At 39.1% G+C, this 16,269-nt stretch carries 12 protein-coding genes and 1 pseudogene; 9 read left to right on the top strand and 4 right to left on the bottom strand.

Annotated features, from left to right (window positions below; translation table 11 throughout):
- Positions 1-15: 15 nt before the first annotated feature.
- Genes rsfS through A9970_RS11345 form a run of 4 tightly spaced genes read left to right on the top strand, consistent with a single transcriptional unit; the run spans position 16 to position 3,853 of the window.
- Positions 16-390: a ribosome silencing factor gene (gene rsfS / locus A9970_RS11360; protein ID WP_046673130.1), complete on the top strand. Its 375-nt coding sequence runs from the start codon at positions 16-18 to the stop codon at positions 388-390.
- Positions 391-436: 46 nt separating this feature from the next.
- Positions 437-2,518, top strand: a complete 2,082-nt coding sequence (gene ftsH / locus A9970_RS11355) for an ATP-dependent zinc metalloprotease FtsH (protein ID WP_182982354.1) — start codon at positions 437-439, stop codon at positions 2,516-2,518.
- A gap of 55 nt (positions 2,519-2,573) precedes the next feature.
- Positions 2,574-3,221: a lactate utilization protein gene (locus tag A9970_RS11350; protein ID WP_182982353.1), complete on the top strand. Its 648-nt coding sequence runs from the start codon at positions 2,574-2,576 to the stop codon at positions 3,219-3,221.
- Positions 3,222-3,229: 8 nt separating this feature from the next.
- Positions 3,230-3,853, top strand: a complete 624-nt coding sequence (locus A9970_RS11345) for a rhomboid family intramembrane serine protease (RefSeq protein ID WP_182982352.1) — start codon at positions 3,230-3,232, stop codon at positions 3,851-3,853.
- Here A9970_RS11345 and A9970_RS11340 read toward each other — a convergent pair.
- Both A9970_RS11340 and A9970_RS28905 read right to left on the bottom strand, forming a co-directional pair.
- Positions 3,850-4,221 carry an ATP-binding protein gene (locus A9970_RS11340; RefSeq protein WP_310889284.1) on the bottom strand — a complete coding sequence of 124 codons (372 nt, stop codon included), beginning with the start codon at positions 4,219-4,221 and terminating at the stop codon, positions 3,850-3,852. The genes A9970_RS11345 and A9970_RS11340 overlap by 4 nt on opposite strands.
- Positions 4,222-4,341, bottom strand: a pseudogene (locus A9970_RS28905) (ATP-binding protein); the annotation flags it as partial.
- 107 nt (positions 4,342-4,448) lie between these two features.
- Here A9970_RS28905 and A9970_RS11335 point away from each other — a divergent pair.
- From A9970_RS11335 to A9970_RS11320, 4 genes are all read left to right on the top strand, one after another.
- Positions 4,449-4,811, top strand: a complete 363-nt coding sequence (locus A9970_RS11335; RefSeq protein ID WP_182982351.1) for a helix-turn-helix transcriptional regulator — start codon at positions 4,449-4,451, stop codon at positions 4,809-4,811.
- A 261-nt stretch (positions 4,812-5,072) separates the two neighbouring features.
- Entirely contained in the window at positions 5,073-6,191 is a 1,119-nt protein-coding gene (locus tag A9970_RS11330; protein WP_182982350.1) for an AAA family ATPase, read from the top strand.
- A gap of 1 nt (position 6,192) precedes the next feature.
- A complete protein-coding gene (locus tag A9970_RS11325; RefSeq protein WP_182982349.1) occupies positions 6,193-8,436 on the top strand; it encodes a S8 family peptidase in 2,244 nt (747 codons plus the stop codon).
- A gap of 416 nt (positions 8,437-8,852) precedes the next feature.
- Complete coding sequence (locus tag A9970_RS11320) at positions 8,853-10,184, top strand: glycosaminoglycan attachment site (protein WP_182982348.1); 1,332 nt, start codon at positions 8,853-8,855, stop codon at positions 10,182-10,184.
- A gap of 359 nt (positions 10,185-10,543) precedes the next feature.
- On the opposite strand, the gene A9970_RS11315 is transcribed toward A9970_RS11320, so the two are convergent.
- Both A9970_RS11315 and A9970_RS11310 read right to left on the bottom strand, forming a co-directional pair.
- Positions 10,544-13,597, bottom strand: coding sequence for an ABC-three component system middle component 1 (locus A9970_RS11315; protein ID WP_182982347.1), 3,054 nt, complete (start codon positions 13,595-13,597; stop codon positions 10,544-10,546).
- Between the two features lie 3 nt (positions 13,598-13,600).
- Positions 13,601-15,367, bottom strand: a complete 1,767-nt coding sequence (locus A9970_RS11310) for a hypothetical protein (RefSeq protein WP_182982346.1) — start codon at positions 15,365-15,367, stop codon at positions 13,601-13,603.
- Positions 15,368-15,700: 333 nt separating this feature from the next.
- On the opposite strand from A9970_RS11310, the gene A9970_RS11305 reads away from it, so the two are divergent.
- On the top strand, positions 15,701-16,117 hold the full coding sequence (locus tag A9970_RS11305; protein WP_259655373.1) for a transcriptional regulator: 417 nt from the start codon (positions 15,701-15,703) through the stop codon (positions 16,115-16,117).
- Positions 16,118-16,269: the final 152 nt, after the last annotated feature.

Raw genomic sequence — 16,269 nt, 5'->3', positions numbered from 1 at the left:
CTATCACATTTTTTAATGAGTAAAAATAAAAGTTCAGAATTGTCCCAACGTCTATCAGAAATTATCGTTTACGGTATGCAAGAAAAGAAAGCAAACGAGATCGTTCGCTTGGATTTAAGAGATCTTCACAGTTCTGTTTCCGATTATTTTGTGATTTGTCATGCCGATTCTAACATTCAGGTGAATGCGATAGCAAAGAGTGTCGAAGAAGAAGTCTATAAGGCATTTGGTCAAGAACCCCAATATAAAGAAGGACAATCAAATGGAGAATGGTTGATTTTGGATTTTGTGGATGTGGTTGTACATATCTTTAAGACCGAAAAAAGAGCGCATTATGGTATCGAGGATTTATGGGGAGATGCAGAAGTACAGCATTTCCAAAGCGCTTAATTGTCCTCAACGAAAAAATTTATAAAGAAAATATAATTACGATATAATGAAAAAAATCCCGAGTAGTAAGGTAAGCCCGAAACCGCCAAAATTCAATTTTGTGTGGCTTATGATTGCCATGTTTTTAGGTTTTTTTGCCTTACAGTACGTTTTTGGAGAAAACCCAGCTAAGGAAGTTAGCTATAGTGATTTTGAGACACGCATGTTGAATACAGGTTCTGTAGAGCGCCTTGTCGCCTATAAGAAGAATGATCTTGTCGAGGTGGAGGTCTATCTAAAAAAGGGCTGGAAAGATAACCCAAGTTTTAAAGACGCTATAAAAACTGCTGATCCGCTTCCAAGTCTATCAGGGCAGGAGGATAAGGGACCACAATATATTTTTAAGGATGCTTCTCCCGATGTTTTAGAAAAGAAATTAGCTGCATCGCAAGCGGAATTAACTCCAGGTACACCAAAGGTCCAATTGACTTATGATGATCGTTCTAATCCATGGGCAAGTTGGTTTATCACATTTATGTTGCCATTGTTGGTGTTGGCCGCAATCTGGATTTTCTTGATGCGTCGTATGGGCGGTGGTGCTGGCGGCGGCGGCGGTGCAATCTTTAATATTGGTAAATCAAAGGCTCAGCTATTTGATAAAGAGTCGCAGATCAATATCACATTTAATGATGTTGCTGGTCTTGAGGAGGCAAAACAGGAAGTTATGGAGATTGTGGATTTCTTAAAAAATCCACGTAAGTATACGAATCTAGGGGGTAAAATTCCGAAGGGAGCTTTGCTTGTAGGGCCTCCGGGAACGGGTAAGACTTTATTGGCTAAAGCTGTAGCCGGAGAGGCTCAAGTGCCATTTTTCTCACTTTCGGGATCTGACTTTGTCGAAATGTTTGTGGGTGTAGGTGCATCGCGTGTTCGTGACTTGTTTAAGCAAGCGAAAGAGAAAGCTCCATGTATCATTTTTATCGATGAGATTGACGCTATTGGTCGTGCTCGTGGTAAGAACTCGATGATGGGAGGTAATGACGAGCGTGAAAATACATTGAACCAATTATTGGTGGAGATGGATGGTTTTGGTACTGATTCGGGCGTTATTATTTTAGCCGCTACTAACCGTATTGATGTACTGGATACAGCGTTATTGCGTCCTGGACGTTTTGACCGTCAAATTTCTATTGATAAACCGGATTTAATTGGCCGGGAGCAAATTTTTAAAGTGCATCTAAAGCCGTTGAAGTTATCGGCTGAGGTCGATGCAAAAAAATTATCGGCGCAGACACCTGGCTTTGCGGGAGCTGAGATTGCCAATGTGTGTAACGAAGCGGCCCTTATCGCTGCACGTAAAAATAAACCAGAGATTGATATGCAGGACTTTCAAGATGCGGTTGATCGTGTGATCGGCGGTCTTGAGAAGAAGAATAAAATCATCTCTCCGGAAGAAAAACGTATTGTTGCTTATCATGAGGCTGGGCATGCTATTGCAGGCTGGTTTTTAGAACACGCCGATCCTTTGGTAAAAGTATCTATTGTACCACGTGGTGTTGCCGCTTTGGGTTATGCACAGTATCTTCCCCGCGAGCAGTTCTTGTATACGACAGAGCAGCTTATAGACAGCTTATGTATGACTATGGGTGGTCGTGTCGCTGAAGATATTACTTTTGGAAGAATTTCAACAGGTGCTCAAAATGACTTAGAGCGTATCACGCAACTTTCTTATGCGATGATTGCAATCTACGGTATGAATGATAAAGTTGGAAATGTTTCCTTCCGAGACAGTTCTGAGGCATCTTTCCAAAAACCATATTCTGACAAAACGGCAGAGTTGATTGATGCTGAGGTTCGCAACTTAATTAGTGATGTCTATGCACGTACGAAACAGTTATTGCTGGACAAACGTGAAGGTTTGATTAAAATAGCTGAAAAGCTACTGGAAAAAGAAATTCTTTTTCAATCGGACTTGGAAGAGATATTAGGTAAACGCCCATTTGAAACTAAGACTACTTACGAGGAGTTTGTGAATGGTGCTGATGGTGGCGGAGTTCCGCAGACAGATCTACCGTTGGATGTTCACCCGGACGAAGCGCGATCTCGCGAAGAGCAGGGCTCAGAAACACCGTCAAATAATTTGAATTAATTTGAATGCTGCAGCGCTAGAGTCATCTAGCGCTGCATTTATATATATTTGCGCCATGAACGTGAAGAACGCAACAGCGAAGGAGGTAATGTTAAAACGGGTACGTCAGGCATTACTACAGAAAAACGATAATCCACATCCCAATTTCAAAGAAACACCGCTTTATAAAGAAGAGGATGAGTTGGTGGATATTGTTTTTGTTCGCGAATTGACTGCTGCGGGAGGCAAGTTTCTGTATTGTGATGGCGAGATCGGTCTGATTGAAAATTTGATTTCATTGACTGAGGAGAATAATATTAAAAATATATACGCTTGGGAACAAGGTGTTCAAAATCTACTCAGTCCATATGGTTTTCCTTTTTTGAAAACAGCGGAAGATTTTGAATTTGCAAATGCAAGTATTACATCATGTGAAGCATTAGTTGCACGCAATGGCAGTGTGATGGTGAGTAATGCAAATGCTTCAGGACGCAGGTTGAGTATATATCCCCCAATTCACATTGTTATTGCTAAAGCTTCGCAATTGGTTTGGGATCTAAAGGATGCTTTAGCCTATATGCAGAAGCGTTACGGTCAGGAAATCCCGACAATGATTTCGACAATTACCGGCCCCTCCAGAACCGCTGATATAGAGAAAAGATTGGTTTTGGGAGCACATGGACCAAAAGAGCTTTACGTTTTACTTTTAGAGGATCGATTCTAAGAATTACTATGCTATTATTTTATCTAACAGAAATGCCTGTTGCGAGTATTATTTTCTTTTTTACACTCGCTACCAGTATCTATACATTTTCACATGAGCAACTTTACGGCAAACTGATGTTACACCCGTATAGTATCGCACGTAATCGAAAAGTATATACGATTCTTACCAGTGGTTTTGTACATAAAGATTGGGGGCATTTGCTGTTTAATATGCTTACCTTCTACTATTTTGCTTTTGGTTTAGAGCGTATACTTGCAGAAGCAAGTCAATACGGACATATTTTATTTGCCGTGATCTATATCGGTAGTTTAATCCTGAGTGATATTCCAACGATCATTCAGCAGAAAAATAATCCGGGTTACTATAGTTTAGGTGCTTCAGGTGCAATTTGTGCGGTCCTGTTCAGCTACATTCTTTTCGATCCGAAGAGTACCATTGGTGTGATGATGATTATACCGATGCCGGCTTACCTGTTTGCGTTTTTGTTTTTAGGTTACTGTGTGTGGGCGTCAAAAAAAGCACAAGATGGTATAAATCACGATGCTCATTTCTTTGGTGCATTGTCAGGTGTGATCTTGACGATTATCTGTTTCCCTTGGGTTATTAAGCATTGTTTGGCTCAGTTCTAAAATTTTCCGCCCCAGGTTTCCCGGTCTAAATTTCTGTACTGGATTGCTTCAGCGAGATGATGGTTTTCGATCATTTTACTCCGTTCCATATCAGCGATTGTGCGAGCAACTTTGAGTATTCTATCGTATGCTCTCGCGGATAAGCTGAGGCGTTCAATAGCTATTTTAAGTAATTTCCTTCCGGCCTCATCAACCTGACATATTTCTCGGGTCAATTGTGTACTCATTTGCGCATTACAATGAACGTCTGGAAAAGAATCAAACCGTTCTTTCTGAATTTCTCGTGTCTGAATGACCCGACTTCGCACAGTACGGCTGTCCTCGGCTTTACGTGTTGTGCTCAGTTGATCAAATAGTACAGGCGTCACCTCAATATGCAGATCGATGCGGTCTAAAAGAGGTCCCGATATTTTACTTAAATACCGTTGTACGGTGTTGCTGCCACATATGCATTCCTTTTCGGGATGATTGAAATAGCCACAGGGACATTCATGCGTTGCCCTGTTTGCGTTTTGAACAAAAAATCAGTAAACCTTTGCCAGTATCGATGCCTTTAAATCCAACGACTCTTGGAGAACATATAAGAAAGAGAAGGATGGAGCTAAGACTGTTTCAAAAAGATGTAGCAGCCATATTTAATGTTAGCGAGGACTGTATTACCTACTGGGAGAACAACAGAAGTGAACCTCAAATCCAATACTATCCACCTATCATCGGGTTCTTGGGATATTGTCCGTTTGAACTTGATGCATCTACGTTTGCCGGTAAGATCAAAGCTTATAGATATTTAAATGGGCTCACTCAAAAGCGATTTGCAAAGTTGATGAACCTAGACCCTGCTACCGTTGGTCGTTGGGAAAATGGGAAGGGACAGGGGGCGAAAAAAGAGCTAGTTGAAGCTTTTTTAGAGAGTGGAAATTCCGCAATAAATCAGCCAAATGAAAATACAGGCTGTTAACTTTTATGCACACCTTAAGTCAAATGATATTAAAGCTTATCTCAAATGATCTCCTTCGGATAACAGTTTAAAGTCTCCCATTCGAAATTAAAGATAAAATGCTGAATTAAACTGTATTACATTCTATTTGGAAGACTTTAAATAAAAAATATAAAAAATTCTTCCATTTTTATTTGCATTATAGCTATTTATAATGCTATTTTTGTATTGTAAGGACTAAATAAATAATAACATCATAACAAATCTTCCACAAAATACATCATGAACAAAATCACTAATGAACTTTTCTCAGATTTCATACAGCTTGCAAGAACGGCTCTTACTGGAAGGCAGCAGGATGTTCAATTGGTTATTCATAGGGCCTCAAAGAAATTCAAACAGGACTATCCTGAATTAACAGAATCTTTAGTGTCACTTTTACAGGAATCGCCAACAAGAACAACCCCTCTTCGGAAACATTCTGAAACACCCTTGCCCGTTGACTTGGATTCTAGGCTGCAGTTATTAAAAGTAGAATCGAGTGTTTTAGACAACGAATTAATTGTCTCTGAAAACATAAAGAATGATTTGTCCCAGCTGCTATCCGAGCGTAGGAATAGTAAAGCATTGATGAAGCATGGATTACATCCTACAAAATCGGTTTTGTTTACCGGCCCTCCGGGAGTTGGGAAAACGATGGCAGCAAAATGGGTAGCTTCTCAGCTTGATAAGCCTTTATTAGTCCTTGATTTGGCCGCTGTTATGAGTAGCTTTTTAGGGAGAACTGGTAATAATATTAGGTTTGTTTTAGATTATGCAAAAAAAACAGATTGCATCCTTTTACTTGATGAGTTAGATTCAATTGCCAAAAGACGCGATGATAGTTCCGAGATAGGTGAGTTAAAAAGACTTGTCACTGTTTTATTGCAAGAAATTGATGATTGGCCAGCCAGTGGAATTCTAATGGCGGCGACCAATCACCCAGACCTTCTGGACCCTGCTATCTGGAGAAGATTTGAACTTGTTGTAAACTTCGACAACCCTACAGCAGATCAGATAGAGAAACAAGTGACAAGCCTGTTAAGGGATGAGATGGAAGATGCTAATACATGGGGGAAAATCTTGTCATTCGTTTTGCTTGGAAAATCTTTCAGCGAGATAGAAAGACAAATCAATCTGACGAGAAAAGCTGCAGCCATTGATGGTTCTTCTTTGGCTGACAAGCTTGAAAATATGATAGTATCCGGAGAAGGACTTTCTAAGGAACAGAGGACCCAAATTGCTTGCGCACTTTACGACAGCGGTGTAGTAACACAACGTAAAGCACAAGAATTGACTGGAGTTGCACGCGAAACAATCCGTAAACACGCAAAAAGGCAGTTAAATAAATCTAACATTTAATATGGCAAAGATTAATTTTTTATTAGGTAAGGGTGAACGTTTGACAGAGCAAGTTCGTGTATTGAGCGGCCCCGTGGAAAAGGCAGCTCCTTATACATTCTCTGAAGCTAGAAGTAGGCTTGAGCCGATGTTGAATGATGTTGTCCAAAAACTTGAGAACCTTCCAGACGATGCATGTCCAGATGATTATGCAGTTGCTACAATAACTTTAAATCCAGAGTTCATTGCAAAGACATATTATCCCTCAGAATTGCTGAGAGCCGTAGGCTTGGATTCAGTTGGAAGCAAGTCGAGGCAAATTACACCCGAGAAAAAAAGCAAGGGGCGAGATCCATTGCCCGCAGTTACAACTGAATTGTTTGTATACGGAAAAAGAGAAGCATTTAAAAAATGGGCAAAGGAATTTCCAAAATGGTCAGAATATCAGACCGGAGCAAATCAGATTGTTGAAATCGAAGAAATATCGTTTCCAGAACCTAAAAGTAAGGTTAAGCATTTTGACCGAGATTCGTCAAAAACTGTATTTGAAGTTGTTCTACACATGAATGAATCTATATCTGAGAGTCTTTACCTCGGAAGCTTTAGGAAGTATTTGAATAGATTAAATATAACTCCATCCTTTGAACGAAGGTTTTATGCAGGTGGACTATGTTTTCTGGAAGTAGAAGCTCCAAGCGAATTGGCGGAAGATATTGCTAAATTTAGTTTAGTTAGGGCTTTAAGGAAAATGCCCGAACTAAGGTTGTTAAGGCCAACGATAAGATTGACACAAAATGTTAAGACTAATGTCAAGTTGCCTAACGAAGCTCCATTAGATCCAACAATTAAGGCTGCAATATTTGACGGAGGAATCCCTAATGATCACCCTTTATGTCAGTGGGCAACTCCCTTTGAATTTTCAGGGATGCTACCTGCTTCAGACGAGCTCTTGGCTCACGGAGTAGGTGTAACGTCTGCTTTTTTGTTTGGACACCTTGACCCTACCGCTCCAATAGTACGGCCATATTCCCATGTTGACCATTACCGTGTATTGGATGACATGCCAGGACAAAACCCGTACGAATTATTTGAAGTCTTGGATAGGATAAGCGATATTATAAACACAAATAACTATGATTTTATAAATTTAAGTCTGGGGCCATGTTTACCTATTGATGACGATGAAATCCACGCTTGGACGGCGGTTCTTGATGAATATCTGTCTGACGGCGAGACCTTAGTGACTGTAGCTGTGGGAAATGATGGAGAGGGAGATTCCATAATTGGTGCAGACAGAATTCAGGTGCCGTCAGATTGTGTAAATGCCATAGGGATTGGTGCATGTGACGTTCCGGATAATAATTGGCAGAGAGCACCATATAGTTCTGTGGGGCCGGGAAGAAGCCCTGGGTTGATTAAGCCTGATCTTGTTGACTTTGGAGGATCGGTACAACGCCCATTCCTAACACTTGACCATAAGACTGGTTTAACTCTTGTACCTACGGGAGGAACGAGCTTTTCATCTCCTTCTGTGTTAAGATTAGGAGCTGGTGTAAGGGCACATTTTGGCAATGCACTAAGTGCCCTTGCGATTAGAACACTGTTAGTACACAGTGCAGAACAGGCTGATTTGCCAAAATTTGAAGTTGGGTGGGGCAGAGTTTCCAGATCACTTGATGAGATTGCAGTTTGTGATGATCATGTAATGCGTGTCGTCTTTCAAGGAACAATTTCCGGATCGAAATTTGTCAGGGCCCCTATTCCACTTCCACCTGGATCATTAGATGGGATGGTTACAATTAAAGCGACCTTATGTTATGCAACTACAGTCGATCCCCATCACCCAAATAATTATACACGGAGTGGACTTGAAGTGACATTCCGTCCTAACAAAGACGTTAAGCGCAAAGTGAAAGACGGAGAAAATGAGCCATTACATGCAAAGTCAAAAAGCTTTTTTGGAAAGGTCAAAAAGGCATTTCAAACGGAAGATGAGCTTAGGCGTGATGCTTGGAAATGGGAAAACTGTATTCATGCCAAAAACAAATATAGAGGAAATACCGTAAATGAGCCTGTTTTTGATATTCATTATAATGCCCGAATAGAGGGCCACAATGACACGAGAAATCAAGAATTACAATATGCACTCGTGATTACCGTAGAAGCTCCTAAAGTCAAGGATTTGTATGACCAAGTTGTGAGGAGGTATGCTACACAGCTTGAACAGTTACAACCGATCATTGATATTCCTTTAAAGGTTCGATAAACATGTTTTAGCAATGGCAGATATATCATTTGGAGATAGGAGGATAATTGAAACTTTTTTGGAAATGGGGAAGGGTATGTTCTCGATTTTTCCGATAGAACTTTTCAATCCTTCATTTTCGATGTAACTGGCTTAGACATAACAAAGGAACAATATTACGAGGGAGGTACCTCTAAAGCTAATAGACTTCGTACTTTTATGAGACTAGAAAGCAATTATATTGTCGGGATTTTGTTAGCTGAGGCATATAAATTGAAATTTAGTATTTGCGGAGAAAAAGGCAGGCCAGTAAATGAAGCACTCGCCAATGATTTCTACAAGATTACGGAGAGGTTAAAGGGGAATATTGTTGTTGAATCGCTTGTGCGATTAATTGAAAAAAGGGTAGCTTGGAGCATATATCAATACCAGAATTTATGGAAAGTATTTCAAAGAACTTAGCTGATCTTTACCTGTTGTTCACAAGGGAGCCATTTGCTCTCTTTTTGGCAGAGGAAATTGAATATTACGTTACTTCCGAGGGAGGCTTACTAGGTATAATAGTTAGAGATAATTTCGATAACGACTTTTCCACGATAATACTATCTCGCGATGAGTCACGACAATATAGAGCTGTTAGTATAAAGGTAGATTTTCCCGATCTGATTACTGCTCGTCAAGCATTGGAAAGTGAAATGGCTAAAGATCAAATAATCTTTCATAATGATGCAAAGTTTTTCGACATTTTTAAGCCAATCAACAAGCCCCAGCAAGAACACCCTCATTTCAAGCTTTTGAAAGATAGCCCTGCCTATTCTTCTGCTAAAGAAGCCATACAAGAGGTGTCATATCATTATAAAGATGTCGACGGAAACTTTATTGACCAATTTCAATCTATCAATGGCTTTGACGCGAGGCTATGGGAATTATATCTCTATTGCTTTTTTAGAGAACAGCTCTTTAGTTTCAATAGGAATCATGAAGCTCCAGATTACATCATCGAAAAAGGCGAAACTAAGATTGCTATAGAGGCAGTCGTGATTAGTAGAAAAAATAAGGACTTTGGTCCGAGACTACCGAAGACACCGGAAGAAATGAATCAGTTGCTTCAAAATGAAATCCCTTTAATGGTTTCAAATGCAATATATGAAAAGGCAAAGAAGAAGTATTGGGATAAAGATCATGTAAAAGGGGTTCCTTTTGTACTGGCAATCGCCGATTTTCATGATGCAGGATCTATGATATGGACATTTGAGGCATTTCTGACCGTTTTATACGGGATAAGACCAAAAATTAAAAAGAACGAAGAAAGCCAAGGGATTCAAATCTTTGAGCAAGTTGCATCTTTCACAAAAACTAATGGTACAGAGATTCCTGCAGGATTATTTTTTTTAGAAGAGTACGAAAATATAAGTGCAGTTATTTATAATCCCATAGCGACCATCTCAAAATTTAATAGGATTGGTCGACAAGCGGGGCTCGGAACATGTGAAACAAGTCTGATTTGGACGGTAGCTTTCCATGACCATACTCCAGGCGCGTTAGTGCCAAAAATTGTAACCCACATTATCGATGAAAACTCTTGTGAACCATGGTCTGGTGGAGCGACCATCTTTCATAATCCTAATACAAAGCTACCATTAGATCCATTCCTATTTGACGATGGGGTTGCACACTACCATCTTGAAGATGGAAAGCTTATCAGTATTATTCCAGAAGTACATCCTTATAGTGGCTGGGTACTAAATATATCGAAAAAGCAACTCTAATAAATATATTCTTATTTGTCTTGCAAGTTATTGCGATTGATCAATTTCATTGCTGTTTAAATATAATCCATCACAATGCCAAATTCAGAAAAACCGTGTAGGATTTTAGAGAATTTGACTTATCGAAATACTTATAATGCCACCCAAGACCAGCCTGTATTACATTCCTCATATTGGGAAACAAGTGTAAGTCTGTAAATTGAAATACCAGAACCTCATCGTTATCTACATAATAGTGTCAACATACTCTATCTTAAAACATTAATTGACTTGTTTGTAACGTGAAATTCCATTATTAAATCCCACCATTGGCGAACATATTAAGAATAATACTATCCCCATTTTGTTTTACATGCTAATCAATTCCGTTCCAAATGCCATTGCTTAAAATCATCCTCCAAAAAAGCGAACTTTTTTTCAAACAGATGGGCCAGCCTAGTATTTGCAGTGGCAAAAAATATCTGTTTCCCAGACTTAAGTACGTGTAGCCGCAGGTAGTCTAAAAATGATAGCGCATTAAGATCATCTATGAATGCTACAGGGTCATCGAACATGATCAGATCGGGGCCATTGGCAAGTTTATTGTTCAATGACAGGAAAATAGATAGTGCAAGTGCAGACCTTTGCCCTGTACTGATCTCGGTAATATATCGTTGGTCATTGTTATCATCGCTAATCAAGGTTAACCTTTTGTTCTCAAATTTCAGGTCAGAAAATTCCCTTGGCACATGGATTGATTTGAAGATCTCAATTACCTCTTTCAAATTGTTTTTGAAAAACTCTTCCACACGTTTGGTAGCCTCGTCTGAAGTCAGTTCGAGTAATCGGTTATAGGCCTTTTCGAAACGATCCCTTTTAGGCGTATTCTCGCTAACATTTTTTTCATTCTTCACAAGTCTTTCTCTAGCCTGTTTGACTAAAAATTCGGCATTGAGCGAATCCTTAAGTGATTGGATACTCTGGCGTAGGATATCCGACTTGTTTTTAAGTTCTGAAAACTTTGTAGTATCTGCCAGCTGCACAAGAATCTTAACCCTTTCCATATAGCCAGCATAAAGGTCAAGGTCTTTCTTGTCGCTATCCAGTTTTTGTTCAGCTGATTTGACATCTGTTGGAGATTCAGTAGGCAATCCCAACAACAGTTTTATTTCGAGACCGAAGTTGTATCTGTCAGAGATATTCTTTTCAAGCTCATTTTTCTTGTCGTCCAATTCTTTTGCCAACTCTGAATGTTTGGATTTAAAAAGTTCAATCCAATCTAAATTGAAATCAAGTTCGCCAGCAAAAACATGTGATATTTTAGTTTTGAGGTCATATAGCTTACTTTCTGATTTACCCGCTATCGCTCCAAAGCTTTCAATACTTTTTAATCGCTCCAATTCCTTATTTATTCCTTCAGAGCTAATCATTACATCGTTGAGTTTGGTCAGAATTTCGGTCATTGTTCCAAGCTTTTCATCCAGTCCAAAAAAGCCCTGATAAGCGTTTTTAATTTTTTCAAATATAGCAAGCCTTTTTTCCAGAGCAGTCTGATCTTCCGCCCATTTCGCTAGCTTATTATTGTCTTCATGAAATTTCTCTACCTCTAGTTGATCTGCCCCCAAAAGAAGATTGATTCTTTGTTCAAGTAAGTCGCGTTCAAAACTTGTGTTGCATAATGGGCATTCGGTTGCAAGTGGAACTGCCTGTAGATATTCGGCGCCCTTTGCTTTCAGCTCTTTGATTAAGCCATCCACTTTCCCCATTTTCTCCAGCTCTCTATTAATTGATTCCCTAAGCTCGAATGAATCCCGCTTCAGATTTTCCAATGAATTTCTATCCGCGAGTTCTAATTCCCCAATTTGAATTGAAGATTCGAACGTTTTGAAATCGACGTCTTTTATCAGATTAGAAACAAAATCGGTTTTACTTTTGATATATTGAACTTCCTTCAATTTAGTCGCAAGACCGTCCAGTTCAAGGTATCTGGAATCAGCCAAGTAATCCAGTGATTTTTCAAGTAGATCAAGATTCCCTTCAAGGTCCTTTTGCGCATTCAGGATGACAGTGCTATTTCGTCCGAGATTTTTTACTTTTTCTAATAGACCATCAAAAGCATGTTTTTTCGCATCGAATTTTTCAAGAGCGGAATTAAAATCAGCCTGTGAATCATACCGAAAATTACGTTCAGCCAAATTCTGCAATGCAATATTGATTTGGCTATTAATATTCTCAATCCGCGTTTGGCCGGTAGTTATATCCAAATCTAGCTGCCTAAAGCCTATCGCTTTTACTTCATCTTCAATTTTTTTACGAATGTACTGGACACTTTCTGGCTCAATGTACTTATCTACTAGTGTTTTATCAGCAATTATCTCTCTATTTGCAGTATCGATCGAATCTTTTAGTCGGTTGTATTCCGGTCTGATCCTATCGATTATTTTTTTACACCTTTCTTGAATATATCCGAACTCTGGCCCCAAAACGATACTATACAGCGCATCCATCACGTCGCTCTCTGTCTTACTGCTGGCGAAACTATGAGCGGCATCTGCATTAAAGTAATTGAACCTATTGAACGAATTGTATAAGTTGTTTCCCCTGTTATAGGTAGAAGAATACCATTTCAGGTCACGCGCTTGATAAATCGCCAAATTCGTACTCTGATACTTTTCGGCTTTGGCTTCGCCGTTGAAAATCGCCTCAAGACATCCATTTGGGTTGTTCTGACTGACGTTCCTCAAGGATTTTCCGCAGAGCATGAGCTCTATGCCTTCAAAAACAGAAGTTTTTCCGACACCATTGATGCCTTTGAACAGGTTCACCTTACCAAAATTGAATTCTCTATTCGTGTTTGGATAGGGCCTATAATTGTCTTTGAGGATCAATTTGTTTATAAATTGTATTTTTGCGACCTCCTGAGTGCCTTTTTTTGAATTAATTGCTACTTCTTTGATTGTTTGGTTAGAAGCGAAACGTCCAAATACATCTACATAAGTCGCCTCGGTATAAACTTCTTGAAGATCGACTTCCTGTAAAGCTTTTTTCCATTCTGAAACGATATTGGGTTGGGTAGCTTTAAGGGTATCTTCGATCTTGAAAAACTCTACGAACGCATTTTCGTCCAGCACATATTTCCTTGCATATTTGTCATCGCTTTCAATATCGAGCACCTCATTTACCGACAATTGGTCGTTCAATAGAAATAAATAATAATTCCATTGCAATGGACCTGGATTGCTATAAAATTCCTTGGAAATTAATTTTTCCTGATAATCTTGGAAATCTTCTTTTTTGTCGTTTTTAAGATCTATAAAACAAACACCAGCAACCTTTTCTTCAACGTTTAGCGTACCCCTAAATATGTTTTTATGGACTTCAACCAGATCTGGAAGAATAGTCTTTGCTACTTCTATTATTTTTAAAGTATTCATAGCCTATTTTAAAAATGAATTTTCATTGCCTGTTTTTACCTGTTTAATACTGCTACTCGATTCGCTCGATTTTGCCTGATAAATACCATCTCGCTTGTAAAATACAACAACCCTATCTCTGTTACGACTGTCATGGTCAAATAAGCCTTGAAGTGCTTCAAACACCCTACCGATTCTTTCGTCGCTCGCCATATCCAGATAGCAAACTGTCGCCCATACCATTTCGCCGGTTACTGTAGTTATATTACATCTAAAATATTGCAGGCCAACCAGCCGTTCATTGCTTGTATTACGTTGCTTGGAATACCCTAAAAGCAAATGTTCGGACCTCAAGTCAGAAAGACTATCCGGCATATAGGTTGGATTTTTTAATATTTCTGTGCCTAACACTTCGATCAATCCGGCATATTTGTCTCGAATCCTCGTACTTTCTGCATCCATATCCTCAGCAACAGTAATCCGTCTATTGATTTCAGTGTTGTCGACACTTTTCACCGACCAAATATTGTTAAGTTCAGACCAGTTCTTGGAAGATTTATTAGGTAATTCCCCTGTGCTAAGGCAAGCTAAAAGTTCCTTCTCGATCACGCAGTTTTCTGGATCGGAAAGGAATGCATTACGGCAACCAACAGAGTTAAGGTAATCAATATGGCGATCCGAGATCTCATCGACGGATTGTAGATTGTCATTAGCATCAAAAACGTATGTAGACAGCAAATGTGGGCCATTTCTCATCCGTTGGACTGCTACACCCTCGTTAATATTAACAGAAGTATTTTTAAGTAAAAATGCGTGAGCCCCACTATTCAGTAAGAAAGCATGTCTATCTGCACCGTAATAAAAGTAATAAAGACCCCGTTTATGATTTTCCCTAATCCTTTCTAAATTTTTGAAATTCATATCCGTTGTCCGAGTATAGATTCCACTTCTCGAAAATTTTGAGCGCAGCAATTCAGTCCCTCCGATCTTTGAAGTGTTATTCCAATTGAGCCCAATAATCTCAGTTCGTTGGACCGAGAGTACAAAGTTTCTGAAACCTAGAAAAAAGGGATGACTTGGCCCAGGGTTAACCTGTGGGTTCAAAACTAAAAAAGGCACATCACCCCAAAGCAGGTCATTCTGCACATTCTGGTTCATTTCAGTAGAAAGATTCATCGCTTCCGAGCATACTACCGATAGCATATGAACTGACGTTTTACAATTGCGCAGAATATAAATCTCATTACCTGGAATCATATTGTCTCGTTCAACATCTCCACCGCTCCAGACCCCCATGTGGTAATTTTTAAACTGTACCAGTACAATGAGCTTTTCTTCCCCATCTTTAATTGCCTTGAATATATAAATTAGAGGGTCTAGAAAATTCTTGTTAACTGCCAAAACCCGGTGGTCAAAATATGAGATAATATCTGCATCAAGTGCTCCAAGATAGGCTACTAATTCATCTTTTTTTATTGACTCCATACCAATTGCCCAAAGCTTGTTTGACGCAGGCCTTTTGTTTGGGTCATTTAGAATTTCATTTAACAAAGCAAATGGGCAGCAATACTCAGGGACCAAGGCTAAATCTGCTCCCGTTTCTTTTAAAAGAGTAAAATAGGATCTAAGCTTTGCAGCGGCATCATGGCGGTTGCCAATTCTTTGATCGCTTGCCGACAGTACCCCTTCATGCTGATAGAGAAGGGTTGTGTAAGGTTCTGAGGTTCTTTTCAGTACATTCAGATTGATAGTCAGTCCTTGAAATATGTCATCAATAAATTTAAATTCCATTTTTTAGTCGAGCGTTATAATCACAAGCTAACCGTTAGATAAAGCTAATAAAATAAATCTGCAAACATCTCGATTTAAAATGAAATTTTAAATCACTACGCTTTCAAGACATAAGGGACTTGATTTACGATTATCAACATCATTGAAGCTACAAGTTATCTTATAAAATGCCCAATGACTATGTAGGTATGCTGAGCTGCGGCCGTTAAATTTTGCTGGAACTTACCGATATAACTCCTCCTATTTGCGGTTGAGGCAACATAGCATAGTATCATTCATGCGTTGCCTTGTTTGCGATTTGAGCAAAAAACAAGTAAACCGTTGCCAATATCGATGCCTTTAAATCCAACCACTCTTGGAGAGTATATAAGAAAAAGGAGAATGGAGCAAAAGTTGTTTCAAAAGGACGTAGGAGCAATATTTAATGTTAGCGAGGCTTGCATCACCAATTGGGAAAATAATAAAAACGAACCCCAAATTCAATACTATCCACTTATTTTTGGGTTCTTAGGATATTGTCCGTTTGAACTTGATATATCTACATTAACGGGTAGGATTAAAGCTTATAGATATTTGAATGGGTTTAGCCAAAAGCGCTTAGCTAAGATGGTTGATGTTGATCCCTCTACCATTCTTGCGTGGGAGAATGGTAAAGGGCGTGTGTCTGATAAATTGAAAGTGTTATTGGATAGCTATGAATTTGTTATAAATCGGTATCAGTCACCGATGTGTAGTCATCAAGTTGCATAGGGATTTCTCCTTATGCAATTTGTTGTAAATATTTTAAAAACTTAAATTTGAAAAACGATGAAAAATGTAATTTGGTTTTTTATTACTTGCATCATTTCAACAGTAGGGTACTTTGCAGCCTTATCTATGAAAACTCCGTGGGTAGGATTTGC

The sequence above is a fragment of the Sphingobacterium sp. UME9 genome, from assembly GCF_014170215.1.
Lineage (GTDB): Bacteria > Bacteroidota > Bacteroidia > Sphingobacteriales > Sphingobacteriaceae > Sphingobacterium > Sphingobacterium paramultivorum.
Note: the sequence above shows the minus strand (reverse complement) of the source record. Positions and strands in the feature narration are given on the sequence as shown.

Bases quoted from the DNA above. Each gene is read 5' to 3' on its own strand.
- A9970_RS11345 (WP_182982352.1), top strand. From the start codon at position 3,230: ATGCTATTATTTTATCTAACAGAAATGCCTGTTGCGAGTATTATTTTC.
- A9970_RS11330 (WP_182982350.1), top strand. From the start codon at position 5,073: ATGAACAAAATCACTAATGAACTTTTCTCAGATTTCATACAGCTTGCA.
- A9970_RS11310 (WP_182982346.1), bottom strand. From the start codon at position 15,367: ATGGAATTTAAATTTATTGATGACATATTTCAAGGACTGACTATCAAT.
- A9970_RS11305 (WP_259655373.1), top strand. From the start codon at position 15,701: ATGCCTTTAAATCCAACCACTCTTGGAGAGTATATAAGAAAAAGGAGA.
- A9970_RS11335 (WP_182982351.1), top strand. From the start codon at position 4,449: ATGGAGCTAAGACTGTTTCAAAAAGATGTAGCAGCCATATTTAATGTT.
- A9970_RS11315 (WP_182982347.1), bottom strand. From the start codon at position 13,597: ATGAATACTTTAAAAATAATAGAAGTAGCAAAGACTATTCTTCCAGAT.
- A9970_RS11325 (WP_182982349.1), top strand. From the start codon at position 6,193: ATGGCAAAGATTAATTTTTTATTAGGTAAGGGTGAACGTTTGACAGAG.
- A9970_RS11350 (WP_182982353.1), top strand. From the start codon at position 2,574: ATGAACGTGAAGAACGCAACAGCGAAGGAGGTAATGTTAAAACGGGTA.
- A9970_RS11320 (WP_182982348.1), top strand. From the start codon at position 8,853: ATGGAAAGTATTTCAAAGAACTTAGCTGATCTTTACCTGTTGTTCACA.
- rsfS (WP_046673130.1), top strand. From the start codon at position 16: ATGAGTAAAAATAAAAGTTCAGAATTGTCCCAACGTCTATCAGAAATT.
- ftsH (WP_182982354.1), top strand. From the start codon at position 437: ATGAAAAAAATCCCGAGTAGTAAGGTAAGCCCGAAACCGCCAAAATTC.